This is a genomic window from Aeromonas sp. PS2Canimalfood6, assembly GCF_048276795.1.
Lineage (GTDB): Bacteria > Pseudomonadota > Gammaproteobacteria > Enterobacterales > Aeromonadaceae > Aeromonas > Aeromonas caviae.
Window position 1 is genome coordinate 122,144 of the sequence record NZ_JBLUXC010000004.1, and the last position, 17,483, is coordinate 139,626.

17 protein-coding genes and 1 pseudogene are annotated in these 17,483 nt (G+C 59.9%); 1 reads left to right on the plus strand and 17 read right to left on the minus strand.

The genetic code is table 11. The features are described 5' to 3' along the window. Positions 1-47: 47 nt before the first annotated feature. From astD to tapM, 17 genes are all read right to left on the minus strand, one after another. Positions 48-1,517 (minus strand): succinylglutamate-semialdehyde dehydrogenase, encoded by a 1,470-nt coding sequence (gene astD, locus ACNPAA_RS03450; protein ID WP_053288711.1) that lies wholly within the window; start codon positions 1,515-1,517, stop codon positions 48-50. Between the two features lie 67 nt (positions 1,518-1,584). Next, complete coding sequence (astA, locus tag ACNPAA_RS03455; RefSeq protein ID WP_039039587.1) at positions 1,585-2,604, minus strand: arginine N-succinyltransferase; 1,020 nt, start codon at positions 2,602-2,604, stop codon at positions 1,585-1,587. 75 nt (positions 2,605-2,679) lie between these two features. After that, positions 2,680-3,897 carry an aspartate aminotransferase family protein gene (locus ACNPAA_RS03460; RefSeq protein ID WP_417891588.1) on the minus strand — a complete coding sequence of 406 codons (1,218 nt, stop codon included), beginning with the start codon at positions 3,895-3,897 and terminating at the stop codon, positions 2,680-2,682. A 278-nt stretch (positions 3,898-4,175) separates the two neighbouring features. Continuing rightward, positions 4,176-4,757, minus strand: a complete 582-nt coding sequence (locus ACNPAA_RS03465; protein WP_041215622.1) for an aminodeoxychorismate synthase component II — start codon at positions 4,755-4,757, stop codon at positions 4,176-4,178. Between the two features lie 321 nt (positions 4,758-5,078). Further along, on the minus strand, positions 5,079-5,294 hold the full coding sequence (locus ACNPAA_RS03470) for a hypothetical protein (RefSeq protein WP_010673831.1): 216 nt from the start codon (positions 5,292-5,294) through the stop codon (positions 5,079-5,081). A gap of 120 nt (positions 5,295-5,414) precedes the next feature. Continuing rightward, on the minus strand, positions 5,415-6,419 hold the full coding sequence (gene trpS / locus ACNPAA_RS03475; RefSeq protein ID WP_010673830.1) for a tryptophan--tRNA ligase: 1,005 nt from the start codon (positions 6,417-6,419) through the stop codon (positions 5,415-5,417). Positions 6,420-6,458: 39 nt separating this feature from the next. Then, entirely contained in the window at positions 6,459-7,124 is a 666-nt protein-coding gene (locus tag ACNPAA_RS03480; RefSeq protein WP_010673829.1) for a phosphoglycolate phosphatase, read from the minus strand. Beyond that, on the minus strand, positions 7,111-7,785 hold the full coding sequence (gene rpe, locus ACNPAA_RS03485; protein ID WP_041212569.1) for a ribulose-phosphate 3-epimerase: 675 nt from the start codon (positions 7,783-7,785) through the stop codon (positions 7,111-7,113). The genes ACNPAA_RS03480 and rpe overlap by 14 nt, the downstream gene beginning before the upstream one ends. A 190-nt stretch (positions 7,786-7,975) precedes the next feature. Further along, a complete protein-coding gene (locus ACNPAA_RS03490; RefSeq protein WP_053288713.1) occupies positions 7,976-8,848 on the minus strand; it encodes a Dam family site-specific DNA-(adenine-N6)-methyltransferase in 873 nt (290 codons plus the stop codon). A gap of 70 nt (positions 8,849-8,918) precedes the next feature. Then, positions 8,919-10,475, minus strand: coding sequence for an SPOR domain-containing protein (locus ACNPAA_RS03495; RefSeq protein ID WP_417891589.1), 1,557 nt, complete (start codon positions 10,473-10,475; stop codon positions 8,919-8,921). Beyond that, a complete protein-coding gene (gene aroB, locus ACNPAA_RS03500) occupies positions 10,465-11,547 on the minus strand; it encodes a 3-dehydroquinate synthase (RefSeq protein ID WP_039039582.1) in 1,083 nt (360 codons plus the stop codon). Before aroB ends, ACNPAA_RS03495 begins: the two co-directional genes overlap by 11 nt. Positions 11,548-11,564: 17 nt before the next feature. Then, positions 11,565-12,083: a shikimate kinase AroK gene (gene aroK / locus ACNPAA_RS03505; RefSeq protein WP_010673824.1), complete on the minus strand. Its 519-nt coding sequence runs from the start codon at positions 12,081-12,083 to the stop codon at positions 11,565-11,567. Positions 12,084-12,274: 191 nt separating this feature from the next. Then, complete coding sequence (locus tag ACNPAA_RS03510; RefSeq protein ID WP_103243576.1) at positions 12,275-14,500, minus strand: type IV pilus secretin PilQ; 2,226 nt, start codon at positions 14,498-14,500, stop codon at positions 12,275-12,277. A gap of 16 nt (positions 14,501-14,516) precedes the next feature. Then, on the minus strand, positions 14,517-15,044 hold the full coding sequence (locus ACNPAA_RS03515) for a pilus assembly protein PilP (protein ID WP_029314119.1): 528 nt from the start codon (positions 15,042-15,044) through the stop codon (positions 14,517-14,519). 2 nt (positions 15,045-15,046) lie between these two features. After that, positions 15,047-15,643 (minus strand): PilO family type IV pilus biogenesis protein TapO, encoded by a 597-nt coding sequence (gene tapO / locus ACNPAA_RS03520; RefSeq protein WP_041212566.1) that lies wholly within the window; start codon positions 15,641-15,643, stop codon positions 15,047-15,049. After that, a complete protein-coding gene (gene tapN, locus ACNPAA_RS03525; RefSeq protein ID WP_010673820.1) occupies positions 15,640-16,209 on the minus strand; it encodes a PilN family type IV pilus biogenesis protein TapN in 570 nt (189 codons plus the stop codon). Before tapN ends, tapO begins: the two co-directional genes overlap by 4 nt. Continuing rightward, positions 16,197-17,258, minus strand: coding sequence for a PilM family type IVa pilus assembly protein TapM (gene tapM / locus ACNPAA_RS03530; RefSeq protein ID WP_319900198.1), 1,062 nt, complete (start codon positions 17,256-17,258; stop codon positions 16,197-16,199). The genes tapN and tapM overlap by 13 nt, the downstream gene beginning before the upstream one ends. Positions 17,259-17,351: 93 nt before the next feature. Here tapM and ACNPAA_RS03535 point away from each other — a divergent pair. Further along, a pseudogene (locus ACNPAA_RS03535) lies at positions 17,352-17,483 on the plus strand (IS630 family transposase); the annotation flags it as partial.

Genomic DNA, 17,483 nt, shown 5'->3' on the forward strand with positions numbered 1-17,483 from the left:
TACAGACAGGGGCACCTGTTCAGTGCCCCTCTTTTATTTTCTTGTTATCAGAAGGTCAGACCGGGAGACAGCTGATCCGGCATAGCAGCCTTGCTGTCTTCGACGGAGGCGACCGGGTAAGCACAGTAGTCGGCGGCGTAGTAGGCGCTCGCTCTGTGGTTGCCGGAGGCACCGATGCCGCCGAAGGGGGCGGCACTGGAGGCGCCGGTAATGGGCTTGTTCCAGTTGACGATACCGGCACGGATGCGCTTGAAGAAGTGGTTCCAGTCCGCTTCGTTGTCACCGAGCAGACCGGCCGAGAGACCGAAACTGGTGGCGTTCGCCTTCTCGATGGCCACATCGAAGTCGTCGTAGCGGACGAGTTGCAGCAGCGGGCCGAAGTACTCTTCATCCGGCAGCGCACTGACCGCGGTCACGTCGATGATGCCCGGGGAGACAAAGCCGGTGCCCGCTTCCAGGTGCTTGAGGGCAAGCAGGCTTTCACCACCGAGGCGCTGCAGGTTGGCTTGCGCCTCGACCATACCCAGTGCGGCCTTCTCGCTGATCATGGCGCCCATGAACGGCTGCTCGGCGGCGTCATAGAGGCCGACCTTGATCTTGCCGACCACCTCCACCAGGCGCTTGACCAGGGCATCGCCCCGCTCGCCGCGCTCGACAAACAGACGGCGCGAGCAGGTGCAGCGCTGGCCGGAGGTAATGAAGGCGGACTGCACGATGGCATGGACGGCGCCGTCGACGTCGCTCACATCTTTCACGATCAGCGGGTTGTTGCCCCCCATCTCCAGTGCCAGGATCTTGCCCGGCTGGCCGGCAAACTGCTGATGCAGGAAGTGGCCGGTACGGGAGGAGCCGGTGAAGAAGAGGCCGTCGATGTCCGGGTTGCCGGCCAGCGCCTTGCCGGTGTCGACCTCCCCCTGCACCAGGTTGAGCACCCCCTTGGGCAGCCCCGCCTCCTGCCACACCTTGACCATGGCTTCAGCCACCATGGGAGTCAGCTCGGAAGGCTTGAACACGACCGCATTGCCGGCGATGAGCGCCGGCACAATGTGGCCGTTGGGCAGGTGGCCCGGGAAGTTGTAGGGGCCGAACACGGCCACGACGCCATGGGGCTTGTGGCGCACGAACGCCTTGGCGCCCGGCATGGGGTTTTCCACCGTGCCGGTACGCTCGTCATGGGCACGGATGGAGATGGCAATCTTGCCCTGCATGGCCGCCACTTCGGTGCGGGTCTCCCACAGGGGCTTGCCGGTTTCACGGGCGATGGTCAGGGCCAGCGCCTCCTTGTGCTCGCCGAGCAGGTCGGCATAGCGGCGCACGATGGCAAGGCGCTCTTCAAGGGCCAGATCGGACCAATGGTAGAAGGCCGTGCGGGCCGCCTTGACGGCCGCATCCACCTGGGACTGGCTTGCCGCCTCACCACGCCAGATCACCTCGTTTTTGGCCGGGTCGATGGATTCGAACGGCTTGCCTTCACCGGCCAGCCACTGGCCATCGATACACTGGACTAAAGACATCATCAATTCACTCCCTGTGGGTACGCAGGCCGCCTCGGCAGCCTGTCTCAATGCTGTGCTGCGGGGCGGGTCAATCCAGATCGACGACGCGCACCATGTCGCCATTTTCCACCTTGAGGGCGGCCGCCATCTTGGGCGGAATGATGGCTTCGTGCTTGTCCAGATCGACCCGGATGTTGCCGTAACAGGCGCGGTATTGCTCGAACCTGGTGTTGCAGATGAGGTAGGTATGGCCGCCGATGGGCTCACCCACCAGCACCGCCAGCTTCTGGCTGCGGCGCACGCTGCGAATGTTCTTCACCTCGCATTCGACGGTGGGGCCGGCGTCGAAGATGTCGACATAACCGCGATTCACGAACCCCTCATCCTGCAGCATCTTGAGGGCAGGCCGGGTCTTTTCGTGGGTCTTGCCGATGACGGCGCGCGCCTCGTTGCTCAGCAGATTGACGTAGATGGGGTACTTGGGCATCAGCTCGGCGATGAAGCGCTTCTTGCCGATGCCGGTGAGATAGTCGACGGTGGGAAAATCCATCGAGAAGAAATGTTTTTGCAGCCACTCGTAGAAGGGGCTGTGGCCGTTGCCATCGGAGACACCACGCATCTCGGCAAAGACGGTACTGTCAAACAGCTCGGGGTGTTCGGCCATGAACAGGAAACGGTGCTTGGAGAGCAGACGGCCGTTGAGCCCCTCGCGGGCGCATTCACGCAGAAACAGGGTGCAGAGCTCGGAATTGCCGGTGTAGTCGTTGGAGAGGGTGAGGGTTTCCACGACATTGTAGATGCCGAGCTTGGGAGAGGAGTGCACCACCTTGCCGATGTGATAGTTGTAGAACGCCTGGGACAGGCCGACCGCCGCGTCGATGGCGCAGGTACCGACCATCTCCCCGGTCTCCAGATCCTCGGCCACGAAGAAATAGAGGCACTCGCCCTTGCCGGCGGGCTTGTCCAGGAAGGTCTGAGTCGAGGCATCGATCTTGCGTTGCAGCAGCTCGTCGTTGACCGGCAAGGATGTCATGCCGGTGCCGGATTCGATGGCACAGGTCTTGAGGCCGGCGAAGTCGCGCTGCTCGATAGGACGGATAACCAACATAAATGACAACTCCCTTTCATTGACGACAGGTGGGGTCCCGGCTCCTGCCGGGAGGGCTCCCCACCTCAATTTGGATCAGGCGTTGACCACCTGAGCGACCGCTTTCTCGAACCGTGCCAGCCCTTCCTTGATGTCCGCTTCCGGGATCACCAGGGAGGGGGCAAAACGCACAACGTTGGTACCGGCAACCAGCGCCATCAGGCCCTGATCGATGGAGGCCAGCAGGAAGTCGCGGGAGCGGCCCTTGAAGTCATCGTTGAGCACGGCGCCCAGCAGCAGGCCCTTGCCGCGCACTTCGCTGAAGCAGTGGTACTTGGCGTTGATGGCTTCCAGCCCTTCGCGGAACAGCTGCTCGCGCTGCTTGATACCGCTCAGCACTGCCGGGGTGTTGACCACGTCGATCACCGCCTCTGCCACCGCGCAGGCCAGCGGGTTGCCGCCGTAGGTGGAGCCGTGAGTGCCCACTTTCAGGTGGGAGGCGATCTCGGTAGTGGTCAGCATGGCGCCGATGGGGAAGCCACCGCCCAGCGCCTTGGCGCTGGTGAGGATGTCCGGCGTGACGCCCAGACCCATATAGGCAAACAGCTCGCCGGTACGACCGACACCGGATTGCACCTCGTCATAAACCAGCAGGGCGTTGTGCTTGTCGCACAACTCGCGCACCCCCTTGGCAAACTCATCGGTGGGGCTGATGATGCCACCCTCGCCCTGCAGCGGCTCCATCACCACGGCGCAGGTGTTGTCGGAGATGACGGCAGCCAGCTCCTCCAGGTTGTTGTAGGCGACGTGGGTGATGTCGGCAGGCTTGGGACCGAAGCCATCGGAGTAGGTAGCCTGGCCGCCGACGCTGACGGTAAAGAAGGTACGGCCGTGGAAGCCCTGGTGGAAGGCGATGATCTGGGTCTTGTGGGCCCCGAACTTCTCGATGGCGTAGCGGCGGGCCAGCTTGAGGGCCGCTTCGTTCGCTTCGGCACCGGAGTTGCAGAAATAGACCTTCTCGGCGAAGGTGGCGGCGACCAGTTTCTTGGCCAGGCGCAGGGCCGGCTCGTTGGTCATCACGTTGGAGAGGTGCCACAGCTTCTCACCCTGGGATTTCAGGGCCTCGACCAGTTTGGGATGGCAATGGCCCAGGCCATTGACCGCGATCCCGCCCGCGAAATCCACATACTCGCGGCCTTCCTGATCCCAGACACGTGACCCCTCGCCGCGCACCGGGATGATTTTGGCCGGCGCATAGTTGGGAACCATCACTTCATCAAACACTTCACGTGTCACTGCCAACAACTCTGACATATTGCTCTCCTGCTATCTCGCGGCAGAATAATCCACCGCCCAAAAGTTAAATCCGTGTAAACGTGGCGGAATTATCACAGAAAAAAAGTAAAAAGTCTGTAACTTAACCGCCTATAAGGAACAATGTTCGATTGCCTTTGAGATTTTAGGCAACCGCATTGCATAACGGCTCAGGGGGTGTTGGCAAGAGATAATTTGGACAGGGAGGAGGGTGAATAAAGTCTCAGGGAAATTTTTTTTTGCCTCATGACGGTTTTGAGACAGACATCGCAATTTTTTCAGGAAACGGCCAAAAAGTTGGCCAGCAACTGGTGCCCCTGTTCGCTCAAGATGCTTTCCGGATGGAACTGCACTCCCTCCAGCGCCAGTGTTTTATGCCGCAGCCCCATGATCTCGTCCTGGCTGCCGTCGGCATGTTCGCTCCAGGCGGTGACCTCGAAACAGTCGGGCAGCGACGCCGCCTCCACCACCAGAGAATGATAGCGGGTCACCCGCAGCGGGTTGTTGAGCCCCTTGAACACCCCCTCCCCTTTGTGACGGATGAGAGAAGTCTTGCCGTGCATCACCTGACGGGCACGCACCACCCGGGCACCAAAGGCCTGTGCCAGCGACTGATGGCCGAGACAGACGCCGAGGATGGGGATCTCGCCGGCAAAACGGGAGATGGCGGCCAAAGAGATGCCCGCCTCGTTTGGCGTGCAGGGGCCGGGAGAGATCACCAGATGGCGGGGGGCAAGCCGGGCTATCTCCTCCAGGCTCAGCTCATCGTTGCGCCTGACCACCACCTCTTGCCCCAGAGCGCCGAAGTATTGCACCAGGTTCCAGGTAAAGGAGTCGTAGTTGTCGATGAGTAGCAGCATGCAAACACCCTGGGAATAAGACAGAGACGGTGATCGGACAACCCGTTGCGAGCGCGGGCAGACAAACGCCGCGCATTCTGGCATGTCTCTTTGCGTTAATAAACCGGCGATCACCTCACCTGCTGTGCAGTCTGTCCGCTCTTCAATGGCGATCCAGGCCTGTCGACCCCACCCGGCGGTGGGCCTGTCCCCGACCGGGCAGCATCAACCACTCCATGTCAGGATGGCAAGGTAAAAGAGACGGGAGGCGACCGGGAAAAGGGCACAGGACGTGACAGGCAGATGGGAAGGAGTCACCTTGGCAAGGGCTGGCAACGGACCTCAGCGGTCCAGATAACGGCCCTGTTCCAGTTCCCGTTCCCGCTGGCACTCGGCCAGATAGATGGCAGCCGCGATGGCCGGGGTCTTGTGGTGCTTGTCGATGGCGTTGGAGACCATCAACTGCAAGGTATTGAGGCTCTTGGCCTTGCGAAACTTGCGCAGCCAGTGACCCTTGTCACCCAACTCTTCACTCAGGGTTTGTGATTCGACAGACATGCTTTCTCTTGGGGCAAAGCCCGTGTTTGACATTGGGGGAGGTTGCGACAAACCGGAAGGTGTAAAACAAAGAAAGCCAGGCATCCACCCAGCTCTCTTCTACTACACCTTCCCAGTATGTCAGGCTCGAGGAACGAAGCCGACGACATCATATACGCTGATCAGGGTTTTTTCAGCCCTTTCACGCGCCTTTTGTGCGCCAGCCGCCAAAATGGCCTGCAGATGGGCCTCATCCTGACGCAGCTCGCGGAAGCGCGCCTGGATGGGTTCCAGCAAGGCGACCACGGCATCGGCCGTTTCACTCTTGAGGTGGCCGTACATCTTGCCTTCGAAGTGTTGCTCCAGCTCCGGGATGGAGCGGCCGGTCACACCGGACATCAGGGTCAGCAGATTGGAGACCCCCGGCTTGTTTTCGGGATCGAAACGCACCACGGCCGGCTCGTCGGAGTCGGTCATCGCCCGCTTGATCTTCTTGACGATCTGCTTGGGATCTTCTAGCAAGCCGATGAAGTTGGCCTCGTTGTCGTCGGACTTGGACATCTTCTTGGTCGGGTCCTGCAGGCTCATCACCCGGGCCCCTTCGGTCGGAATGAAGGGTTCCGGCAGGGTGAAGACTTCGCCATAGAGGTTGTTGAAGCGGGTGCAGATGTCGCGGGTCAGCTCCAGATGCTGCTTCTGGTCATTACCAACCGGCACCTGATTGGCCTGATAAAGCAGAATGTCGGCCGCCATCAGCACCGGATAACCGAACAGGCCGACGTTGACGTTGTTCTCGAAACGAGCGGACTTGTCCTTGAACTGGGTCATGCGCGACAGCTCGCCCATCTGGGTGTAGCAGTTCAGGATCCAGCCGAGCTCGGCGTGCTGGGGCACGTGGGACTGGATGAAGACGGTGCTCTTGGCCGGATCGATCCCCACCGCCAGATAGAGGGCGGCTGCGTCGAGGCACGCCTTGCGCAAGGCGGCCGGATCCTGGCGAGTGGTGATGGCGTGCAGATCGACGATGCAATAGAGGCAGTCGAAATCATCCTGCATGCTGACCCACTGACGCAGGGCCCCCATGTAGTTGCCGATGGTCAGCTGGCCCGAGGGTTGGGCACCGCTCAATACGATTGGTTTAGTCATCAGAGTAGTAATCCTTGTTATCCGCCAGCCCGGTCTGGATCAGACCAGCAGGGCGTCGAGTTCGGCAAACTGCTCGCAAACCCAGTCGGGGCGCGAGTCTGCGATAGGGCGGCCATAGTTGTAGCCATAGGTGAGCCCCACCACCTTCATGCCGGCGGCCTGGGCGGCCAGTACGTCATTTTCGGAATCCCCCACCATCAGGGTGCGGGACGGGCTGACACCCAGCTCGTGGCAGGCGTGCAACAGCGGCTCCGGGCTTGGCTTCTTGACGGGTACGCAGTTGCCCCCGAGCCAGAGTGCGAAACAGTCGCTGATGCCGAGGGCCTCCAGAATGGGCTGCACGAAGTGACTCGGTTTGTTGGTCACCACGGCCTGCTGGTAACCCAGCCCCTGCAGACGGCGCAGGCTCCGGGCCACTCCGTCATACATGGCCAGGCCTTCCAGCAGACAGGCCTGATAGTGACGGTCGAACAGGGGGCGGGCCTTGGCAAACTGCTCCGGGGCGTCGCGGTAATCGAGAGCCCGCTGGATCAGCTTGTCGGCGCCGTTGCCGACCCAGGTACGCACCACGGACTCGTCGGCCTCGGCCAACCCCAGCTCCGCCAGGGTACGGTTGACCGCCAGCGCCAGTTGCGGGGCGCTGTCAATCAGGGTGCCATCCAGATCGAACAGCACCAGGTCAAAGGGGCGATCAGCGACGGACATGGGCAAGCTCCGCGCGCATCTGGTCGATCACCGCCTTGTAATCCGGCTTGCCGAAGATGGCAGAGCCCGCCACGAACATGTCGGCACCCGCCTCGGCAATCTCGCGAATGTTGTCGACCTTGACGCCGCCATCGATTTCCAGGCGAATGTCGCGGCCGCTCTCGTCGATCAGGCGGCGCACCTGGCGCAGCTTGTCGAGGGTGCCGGGGATGAAGCTCTGACCGCCAAAGCCCGGGTTGACCGACATCAGCAGGATCACGTCCAGCTTGTCCATCACGTACTCCAGGCAGCTGAGCGGGGTCGCGGGGTTCAGCACCAGACCGGCCTGGCAACCCTGCTCCTTGATGAGGCCCAGGGTGCGATCCACGTGATCGGAGGCTTCCGGGTGGAAGGTGATCAGGCTGGCACCGGCCTTGGCAAAATCAGGCACGATGCGATCCACCGGCTTGACCATCAGGTGCACGTCGATGAGCGCTTCGATGCCGTAATCGCGCAGCGCCTGACAGACCATGGGGCCTATGGTCAGGTTGGGGACATAATGGTTGTCCATCACATCGAAATGGACCACGTCGGCCCCGGCGGCCAGCACCTTGGCCACATCCTCACCCAGACGGGCAAAGTCGGCGGAGAGGATAGAGGGGGCAATCAGAAAGTCTTTCATCAGCGTCATCCATTGGCAGCGTGGCAGAAAAAACGGCGCAATTTTATCGCAAAAGGGCGATGAAAACGACCCGCATCTACAGAACACGCCGCTCCAGCACCATCGCCGGCAAACGATGCCAGGCGCGGCTCACGGAATGCCAGAGGCAGCATCAGAAATGACAACGGCCCCCTCAGGGACCGTTGTTCACTCAGCCGACGGCAACCAGCTCCGCCTCACCGGGATAATAGCCCTGTTCCGGCTCGATGCCGGGCGGATAGAGCGCCAGCAGCTCAGCCACCTTGTTGCGACTACCGCCGTTGCGGCTGATGGTACGCTTGACCAGGATTTCGTCGAGCCGGGCGCCACGATAGAGCTCGCGGGTCAACTCGATGTCATGGTTGCTGATGAGCACGGGCACCCCTTTATGGGCGGCGGTGTGGCGAGCCAGCCTGGCCAGCAGCGCCTGATCGTCCAGGGTGAAACCGCCCGCCGAATAGGTGGTGAAACTCGCCGTGGTGGAGAGGGGGGCATAGGGCGGATCGCAGTAGATCACCCAGTCTTCCTCTGCACGGGCCATGGCGTCGGCATAGCTTTCACAGATGAACGTCGCCTTCTGCGCCTTCTCGGCAAAGGCCCACAGCTCTTTCTCCGGGAAGTAGGGTTTCTTGTAGGAACCGAAGGGAACGTTGAACCCCCCCTTCTTGTTGTAACGGCACAAGCCGTTGAAACCATGGCGATTCAAAAACAGGAACAACTGAGCCCGTTCAAACCCGGCCGCGGTCTGGTTGAACTGGGTACGGAGCCGATAATAGGCGGTCTTGTGGTTGTGCTCGGCCACGAACAGCTTGCGGGCCTCGCTGATGAAGCTGTCCGGCTGCTGCTTGAGGTGGTTGTAGAGGCCAATGAGATCCGGATTGATGTCGTTGAGCACATAGGCGTCGTAATCCGTGTTGAGAAACACGGATCCCGCCCCGACGAAGGGCTCCAGCAACACACGCCCGGCCGGCAAACGCTCGGCGATCTCTTCGACCAGGGAGTATTTTCCCCCGGCCCATTTTAAAAACGCGCGTGTTTTTTTCATGGAAGTCCGGTGTTGACAAGGCTATGCCCAAAAAAGGGGGGTGATTCTACCCCCTTCTTCGGGTGGCTGGCTATTGCTTCAATTCTTTTTGTATCTGGGCGAATGACTTGGGCCAGGGTTGTCCCTTGAGCAAGGCAGGCGACAGCTTGCGAATGGCCGCCTTGGCCTGGGCACTGCTGGCGTAGTCTCCCTGCACCACCACATACCAGGGACTGCCACGGAAACGGGTCTTGTAGACCCACACCTTGCCCGCCAAGCCATGCTCGGCCACAAAGCTGTCTACCGCCTTGGTGTTGCTCGCCCCCATCAACTGGATGCTGTAGTGATTCTTCGGCTTCTTGTTGAGAGTCGCCACCGGCGTCAATGCCACCTTGGCCGCTGGGGCCGCGACCAGCGCTGTCTGCGCGCCACTGGCCGGTTGAGCCTCTGTCCGGGCCGGGACACTGTTCGGGGCCGGATTCTTGACCTGGGCCGTCGTTCCGGTCGGGACCGCACGGGAACCGCTCCCCACCAGCTCATCCACCACGGCCGTGGGCAAGGCGCCGCTGACGTTCGGCTGGTTCATCAATTTCTCGACCACTTCGTCGGAGATGACGACCCGGCGCCCCTCATAGTTGGTTGACTCCGTGGTGACCGTCTCGCTCTCGACCTTCTTGGGCAAGGGCTTGGCATCGGACTGCCAATCGCGGGCAACCTGATTCCCTGACGGGATGGCAGCGGCGCCACTGCTCGTCTGAGTACTCAAGGCCCCGCTCGCCGCACCGACGTTCACAGGATCGCTTGAGACGGGATCGGGCAACGCCATCCCCTGGGACGGAGCCTGGGCGGGGTCCTGGCCTGCACTGTCGAACAGGGGCAGATAGCTCAGGGCCAGCAACCCGCCCGCCACCAGGGCAAGCACGATCGCTATCTTCTTGACGGGCAACTCGGCCTGACGTTTCTTGGGCCTTCTGTCGGTCATGGTATCCTCCAGTAACTGCATGATGGCTGACGGATGTCCGCCCGCCCCATTCAGGATCTCTTCCACTTTCGGCTTGGGCAAGAGGGCTGTCGGGATCTTGAGCTCTTTGGCCTTCTCATACAAGAAGATACGTTGCTCAGGAGCGCTCAGTGGCGCGACTTCCAGCTCGAGGGCTGGCATGGCTCGTCCCTTGAGGAGCGCCTTCTGGTTGCGACACCAGGCGTCATCACCCGAGAGCAGGATGGCCAGTTTATGAGGAGATGCCAGGGTATCGTTGTGACGACAGAGCGCCCACAACTCCCCCACCAGCTCGGCAGGTAAGGTATCGGCACGTTCGATGATGAGCAGCAGTCTGGCAGGCTTGTCACCCACCATGCGAAAGAAGCTGTCCGCCAGGGCATCCTGCGCGTTGAACAGGGGACGTGCCACCACCTGCTGCAACAGCAACTGGCGCACATCCGCCATCTTCATGGACGGGCTGCCGATGAGGCTGGCCACCCGCACCGCATCGGGCAGTTGGGCAAGCAGCGACTCGCACAGTGTGCCACGGCCACTGCCTGGCTTGCCGGAGAGAAAAACAAAGGGGTGGTTGAACTCGATCAGGTGCAGCAGCCGGTCAACCAACTGCCGCTGAGAAGGCAGCTTGAGCAATTTATTAGTGGTCACGACCAGACTCGATCACCGCCATCAATTGCTCGTCTGTCACATCGGCCACGACCTGGGCCTGTCCGATCCCTATCGGCAGCACCAGCCTCAGTTTGCCTTCCAGCACCTTCTTGTCACGGCGCATATGGCGAATGAAGGCGGCAAAATCCATATCGGACGGTGCCTTGACCGGCAAATCGGCGGCCAACAGCAGATCGCGGACTCGTGCCACCTCTTGCGCCGTCATGTCGCCACGAGCCAGGGCCGTCTCGGCCGCCAGCATGGTTCCCGCCGCCACGGCTTCACCGTGCAGCCAGTTGCCATAACCCTTCTCCGCCTCGATGGCATGGCCGAAGGTATGTCCCAGGTTCAGCAAGGCGCGCACGCCGTGCTCGGTCTCGTCCTGACCGACCACATCGGCCTTGATCTCGCAGCAGCGGCGAATGGCATAGGAGAGTGCATCACCGTCGAGGCGCTGCAGGCGGGTCATGTTGGTTTCAAGCCAGGAGAAGAAGGCGGCATCCCAGATGATGCCGTATTTGATCACCTCGGCCATGCCGGCGGCAAATTCCCGGGCAGGCAGGGTCTTGAGGCAGTCGGTATCGATGATCACATGCTTGGGCTGATAGAAGGCACCCACCATGTTCTTGCCGAGGGGATGGTTGACGGCGGTCTTGCCGCCGACGGAAGAGTCAACCTGGGAGAGCAGCGTGGTAGGCACCTGAATAAACGGAATGCCTCGCTGGTAGCTTGCCGCAGCAAAGCCGACAACATCGCCTATCACACCGCCCCCCAGAGCGATCAGAGTGGTATCACGACCATGGCTGGTTTCCAGCAGAGCAGACATGATCCGCTCGAAGGTCGCCAGGGTTTTGTAGGCCTCGCCATCGGGCAGGATCAGGTGTTCCACCTGAAAACCGGACAGCAACTGAATGATCTGTTCAAGATACAGGGGCGCGACCACGGTATTGGTCACTATCATGACCCGCTTGCCCTTGATCGTCTGCGCCAGTACCTCGGGGCGTTGCAGCAGACCGGCAGCTATCTCTATCGGGTAGCTGCGTTCACCCAGTTCGACCTTCAACCTTTCCATGGACGTCCTCTAATGAATTACATACCAATCAACTTGACGATTTGATTAGCGACAACTTTGGCACTCTGGTCATCCGTCTGGATGACAAAATCGGCAACCTCTTCGTACAGGGCGTTGCGCTCTTGCGCAAGACGCTCAAGCACTTCACGGGGCGGCTCTTCGGTTTGCAGCAAGGGACGACGCTTGTCTCTCTGGGTTCGCGCCAATTGCTTTTCAATGGTGGTTTCGAGGTAGACCACGATGCCGCGTGCGGAGAGTTTGTTGCGGGTTTCACGGCTCTTGATGGCACCGCCACCCGTTGCCAGCACGATCCCCTGCTGTTCGGCGAGCTCACCGATCACCTTCTCTTCGCGGATCCGGAAGCCTTCTTCGCCTTCAACATCGAACACCCAGCCGATATCGGCACCACTGCGGCGCTCAATCTCATGATCTGAGTCGAAAAACTCCATGTGCAGTTGTTCTGCCAGATGTCTACCTATGGTGCTCTTGCCCGCACCCATGGGACCTATCAGGAAAATATTGCGTTTCTCAGCCATGTCTTTTCGTTAGTAATTACAAACTGTATGGCCCCGGTAAACACTCGACCGGGGTACCTATGAACCTTATCTTGCGTTGGATCAGGAGGGGGATTATCTCAGTAGAAACCAGGACTGGCAACCGCAGCCCTTACGCCCCAGCCTCATCGGGGCGTAAGGTTATATGTGTTTTACTCTCACAAGTAAAGTTTTCAGAGGGCGTCGGTCACTATCCTCGGGGTCACGAAGATCAGCAGTTCACGCTTCTTGTTTTCACTGGTGGTTTTCTTGAACAGATAGCCCAACCCGGGGATATCCCCCAGCAGCGGCACCTTGCTGACATCGCTCTTGATGGTCTGTTGATAGATGCCGCCAAGCACCAGAGTTTCACCGTTGTTGACCAACACCTGGGTGGTGATGGACTGGGCGTTGATGGACACCGCATCCCCGGTTCCGGTCGGCACGGTTTCACCCTTGGTATCCTGAGTCACGGTCAAGTCCAGGATCACCCTGTTGTCCGGGGTGATCTGCGGTGTGACCTTGAGGCTCAGCACCGCCTTCTTGAAGGTGACCGAGGTCGCCCCGCTCGAAGAGGACTCCACATAGGGGATCTCGGTCCCCTGCTCGATCAGGGCCGGCTTCTGGTTGGCCGTGGTGACACGCGGACTGGCGATGATCTCGGCCTTGCTCTCCTTTTCCAGCGCCGAGAGCTCAAGATCCAAAAGGGTGCCATTGGCAAGACGGGCAACCTGGAACGCCAGGGTGCCGGCCGCGTTGGTCACCGGCAGGTTGACGTTGAGTCTGTCTTCTACGTTGGGGCGAGTGATGGTGGAACTGCCATCATTGTTTCCGGCGCCATCATTACCCTCTATGGTGCCCGAGGTGCCGTTGCCATGACCGTCTGTCTTGGTCACACCCCAGCGCACCCCCAGTGCCTCATCGAAACCATCATCAATGGTCACCATGCGCGCCTCGATCACCACCTGCTTGACCGGGATATCGAGGATATCCAGCATCCGCTTGACGTTGCTGATGACATCCGCCGTGTCCTTGACCACCAGCACGTTGGTACGTTCATCCACGCTGACCGCCCCTCTGGGGGAGAGCAGCTTGGTACTCTCGGAGGAGAGCAGGGCCGCCACTTCCGATGCCTTGGCATAGTTGATCTGCAGATACTCGGTGTAGAGGGGTGCGAGATCCGCCACCTGGTTGCGGCTCTCCATCTGCTGTTTCTCGCGAGCGGCAATCTCGTCCGCCGGCGCCACCAGCAGGATGTTGTTGTCCAGCCGTTTGTCCAGCCCTCTGACCTTGAGGATGATGTCCAGCGCCTGCTCCCAGGGCACGCCATCGAGACGCAGCGTGATGTTGCCGGAGACCGAGTCCGTGGTCACCAGGTTCAGATTGTTGAAATCGGCGATGATCTGCAACACGGTACGAACAGGAATATCCTGGAAGTTCAATGAGATGGGCTTGCCTTGGTACTGCTTCGCCGCCGTGGTGGCCACCCGTTTTTTCACCTCGATGATGAACATCTTGTCGGCCTGATCATAACGGTAGTCAAACTGGCCGTTCACCGAGAGCTCGAACAGGGTGTCATTGCCCTGGCGGAACACCTCCACCTGGGAGACCGGGGTAGCAAAGTCCTGCACATTGATGAGGTTGAGCTGATCATCAGGCACCCGGGTACCGTGGAACTTGGCCAGCACTTTCTGACCACGGCTGCTGACATCCACCGCCGCCGAACTGTTGTCCAGCGTCACGAGGAATTCCCCCTGCCCCTCCTTGCCACGGCGAAAATCCACGCCCTTGACCGAGTTGAAGTAGGCGCCACCCATGTTTGCCTGAGACACGGACAACACCGGCTTGCCGGGGGCAACGGGCGAAGGAGCCACAGTAGGTGTGGAAGCCATGCCCGGCTGAGCCTGATACTGGGACTGGTTCTGGGCAACCCGCTGGGTGTCAATCAATGCAGACTGAGTCACCGGCTGGCTTCTGACGAGCGCAGACTGGCTGGCTGCAACAGGCGCCGCCGAGGAAGCGACCGGCTGCCCGGCCTTGTCTCCCAGCGCCACCAGCAATTTATTGCCCTGCTGATGGACCTGATAGGGGGTGAGCTGATCGAGGGCGATCTTGATGTCGAGCCCCTGCCCCTTCCCCTCCACCAGGAGGTTGTTCACCCCTTGCTGCTTGATGGGCAGGGGATTGACCGTCAGGGCACCGATGGCCCCGGGTACGTGCAGCAGAAGCTGATTGGGTTCATAGGTCAACCTGTCCGTAAAACCGCTGACCGGTTCGCTGAAGCTGAGCTCCAGCAGGAGTTGATCGGCCAGCAGGGGATTCACCTTGACCTCCTGCAACGCGGGTACTGCCCACACCTGAGTGCATCCGCCCAGCCACAGCAGCGCCACACCGGTCATCCTTCTTATTGTTGTTCTCATCTCTGCTCATCCCTGATCATAGTTTTGCGTCGAGATTGGCCATGGCCAGCTGGGTTTCTCGGGTGACCCAGCATCCTTTGCCATCCGGTACCGTCTCCATCAAGTCAACATGCGTGTTCGTTATCTTGATGACCCTGCCCTGATCCAGCCCCATGTGCTGGTTGAGCCCGACGCGCACGGCTTGCCCGTCCGGGGTTTTGATCAATGCCCACAACTGCCCCTGCTTGCCGATGGAGCCTTTCATGCTCAGGCTGGCAAGCGAGTAGCGTTCCAGCACCTCCTTTTCCCGATTGGCCACTATCTGGGCACAGTCCGGCTTGGCCTTGGCATCCAGCCTGGAACTGGTTTCCGGCTGGGGTGCAATGAACGGACTACGCTGATCGCTGCGTTGATAGACCATGGGCGAGAAGGGCTTTATCTCCGGCAAAGATTCGATCGGTACCGGCTTTCTGGCCTTGGTCTGTTTGACATACTCATCCATGTCCTCCTGTCCCCCACAGGCCGTCAACAGCAGCGCCGACAAGAGAAGTACGCCCGCTCTCATGCTCATGGCTTTTTCTCCACGGTTTTGCCGTTGTACTTGTAGGTCTTGGCCTGCATGGACATACCGATCAGCTCACCCCCCTTCCCCTGGCTGAGCTGGAAAGAATCCAGAATCACGATGCGGGGCAAAGCAGCCATGTCCGCCGTGAACTTGCCAAGTTCGTGATAGGTGCCCACGACCTCGATGCGCATGGGCAGCTCGGTGGAGAACTCGTGTTTCACCTCTGGCTCCCAGTTGATCCTGTTCAATGTCAAACCGTTGTCGGTGGCAATGAAGCTGATGTCATCCAGCAAACCGGCGACTTCGTGGGTGTTGGGCAACTGTTTGAGCTGGGTGTCGACCAGATGTTCCAGCTGGACCATCTGCTTTCTGTATGCTTCCAGGTTCGCGGCCAGCATGGCCTTGCTCTCGAATTGTCCCTTGAGCTCAGTCTCTTTTGCGGCTTCACGACCCAGGGCCGCCAGGGAATTGGCAATCACGTAGTAATAGAGTGCCCCACCAAGCAGAGCACAGCAGAAGAAGACAAAGATGCCCTTGGCGATCGGCGGCCAGCGGGCAATGTCATTGAGATCCAGGTCGTTGAGTTGTTGCAGGTTCATTTTTGCCCCTTAGCCGCGTTGGGTAGCGCCGTGGCAATCTGGAACATCATGGAGAACTGGCTCAGGGCGATGGGGGCCACCTCGGCCGTGAAAATGGTGCTGAGCTGGGATTGTGTCAGCCAGCCGGAACCGTCGATTCGGCGCATCATGCTGGCTACCCTGCCATAGGCTTCGGTCTTTCCCTTCACGTCTATCTTGTTGTTTTGCAGAGCAAGGCTATCAAGATACACCCCATTGGGGACCAGCACCGGTAGCTGATTGAACAGACGCACAGGGATGTTGCGGCGCATCTGCAACTGCTCGATGAGTTGCATGCGGTCAATCAACTCCTTGCGCCGCTCCTTGAGAAGCCTGATCTCCCCAAGCTGGGTGTCCAGGGTTGCCATCTCCTGCTGCAACCGCTGATTGCGCTGCTGCTGGTAACCGATCTGCTGCTGCACCAGCCAGTCTGCGGCAAAGGCGATGGCTGCCGTCCCCGCCAGGAACAGACCGAACAGGATACCGAATTGTTTCTTCTGACGCTGCGCCCGAGCCTGCCGCCAGGGCAGAAGGTTTATATTTGACATGGTGTGAAGCTCCTCAGTGCCAGCCCGAGCGCCGTCATGTACTTGGCTCCATGAGTCAGCCCCCCCTCTCCCTGCGGCTTGCCAAAGAGTGCAAAGGGATCGGGATGCAGCACCTCGCAGTTGAGCTCGCTGCCGATTTGTCCGGCCAGCCCCGGCAGCAGGCTCCCCCCTCCGGTCAGCACCAGCCTGGAGAGCTCCTTGTTCCCTGAGGAGCTGCAAAACAGCTGCACGTTGCGCCGTATCTGCAACACCAGAGTGCTGAGGTGAGGCAACAGGACATCCACCTCATGATCCGCAGGCAAGGAGCCCTGGAGCTTGGCCAGTTCCGCTTCTTCCATACTCATGCTGTAAAAAGAGGCCAATGCCTGGCTGTATTGATCACCACCAAAATTCTGCAACCGGGAATAGATGACCTGGCCCCGTAGCAGGGCGGCGAAAGTCAGGGCGCTGGCACCGATGTCGACGATGCCAACCGGTTTCTCCGAGGTTTGCAGGTCGGGCAGGCAAGCCAGCACGGCGCGTCCGAGCGCATGGGCCCCCACATCCACCACCATGGTCGTCATGCCTGCCTCCGTCAGGGCACTGACCCGGCCACTGACGCTCTCGGTCCGCGCGGCACTGAGCAGGACCTCCTGACGCCCGTTGTCGCCCGCCATGCCTAGGATTTCAAAATCCAGGCTCACTTCATCAAGGGGAAAGGGGATGAGCTGCTCAGCCTCCAGGTGAACCTGGTTCTCCAGCTCGTTCTCGTTGATGTTGGTATCGATCTGAATGATCTTGGTGATGACGTTGGAACCGGTCACGGCCGTGGCCACGTTCTGGCAATCCCCTTGCACAAGCCGCTTGAGCGACTTGAGGGACTGACTGACCCGTTCAATGTCCTGAAGTTGATAGTCGACCAGCGTTCCTCTTGGCATGGGGATCTCGGCAACCGAACCGAGGTGCACCTTGCCGGGACGTCCGCTGATGGTGACGGCCTTGATGGTTTGACTGCCAAAATCAATGCCCGCCATGGAGACGAGGGATCCCTTACTTAATAGCCCAAACATATACACATCCATGCGTTATTGGGTTTTCGGACTTATACCAATCAGATTAAAGATGTGATCTAATTGCTCTATTCTGGTTTCACTGTACTCAGTATGTCCGATCCAATCGATTTCTTGGCCCTCGCCAAGGCAGAAACCAACGCCAGGAAACGCATGCGATTCCTGGCGTTAGCACACTTTCAAGAAGGTCATTCCAGAACTGACATTGCCCGCTTTCTCAAAGTC

Coding starts and splice junctions, on each gene's coding strand:
- aroB (WP_039039582.1), bottom strand. CDS start 11,547: ATGGAAAGGTTGAAGGTCGAACTGGGTGAACGCAGCTACCCGATAGAG.
- aroK (WP_010673824.1), bottom strand. CDS start 12,083: ATGGCTGAGAAACGCAATATTTTCCTGATAGGTCCCATGGGTGCGGGC.
- ACNPAA_RS03490 (WP_053288713.1), bottom strand. CDS start 8,848: ATGAAAAAAACACGCGCGTTTTTAAAATGGGCCGGGGGAAAATACTCC.
- ACNPAA_RS03510 (WP_103243576.1), bottom strand. CDS start 14,500: ATGAGAACAACAATAAGAAGGATGACCGGTGTGGCGCTGCTGTGGCTG.
- astD (WP_053288711.1), bottom strand. CDS start 1,517: ATGATGTCTTTAGTCCAGTGTATCGATGGCCAGTGGCTGGCCGGTGAA.
- ACNPAA_RS03470 (WP_010673831.1), bottom strand. CDS start 5,294: ATGTCTGTCGAATCACAAACCCTGAGTGAAGAGTTGGGTGACAAGGGT.
- ACNPAA_RS03515 (WP_029314119.1), bottom strand. CDS start 15,044: ATGAGAGCGGGCGTACTTCTCTTGTCGGCGCTGCTGTTGACGGCCTGT.
- tapN (WP_010673820.1), bottom strand. CDS start 16,209: ATGTCAAATATAAACCTTCTGCCCTGGCGGCAGGCTCGGGCGCAGCGT.
- rpe (WP_041212569.1), bottom strand. CDS start 7,785: ATGAAAGACTTTCTGATTGCCCCCTCTATCCTCTCCGCCGACTTTGCC.
- trpS (WP_010673830.1), bottom strand. CDS start 6,419: ATGACTAAACCAATCGTATTGAGCGGTGCCCAACCCTCGGGCCAGCTG.
- tapM (WP_319900198.1), bottom strand. CDS start 17,258: ATGTTTGGGCTATTAAGTAAGGGATCCCTCGTCTCCATGGCGGGCATT.
- astA (WP_039039587.1), bottom strand. CDS start 2,604: ATGTTGGTTATCCGTCCTATCGAGCAGCGCGACTTCGCCGGCCTCAAG.
- ACNPAA_RS03460 (WP_417891588.1), bottom strand. CDS start 3,897: ATGTCAGAGTTGTTGGCAGTGACACGTGAAGTGTTTGATGAAGTGATG.
- ACNPAA_RS03465 (WP_041215622.1), bottom strand. CDS start 4,757: ATGCTGCTACTCATCGACAACTACGACTCCTTTACCTGGAACCTGGTG.
- ACNPAA_RS03480 (WP_010673829.1), bottom strand. CDS start 7,124: ATGTCCGTCGCTGATCGCCCCTTTGACCTGGTGCTGTTCGATCTGGAT.
- tapO (WP_041212566.1), bottom strand. CDS start 15,643: ATGAACCTGCAACAACTCAACGACCTGGATCTCAATGACATTGCCCGC.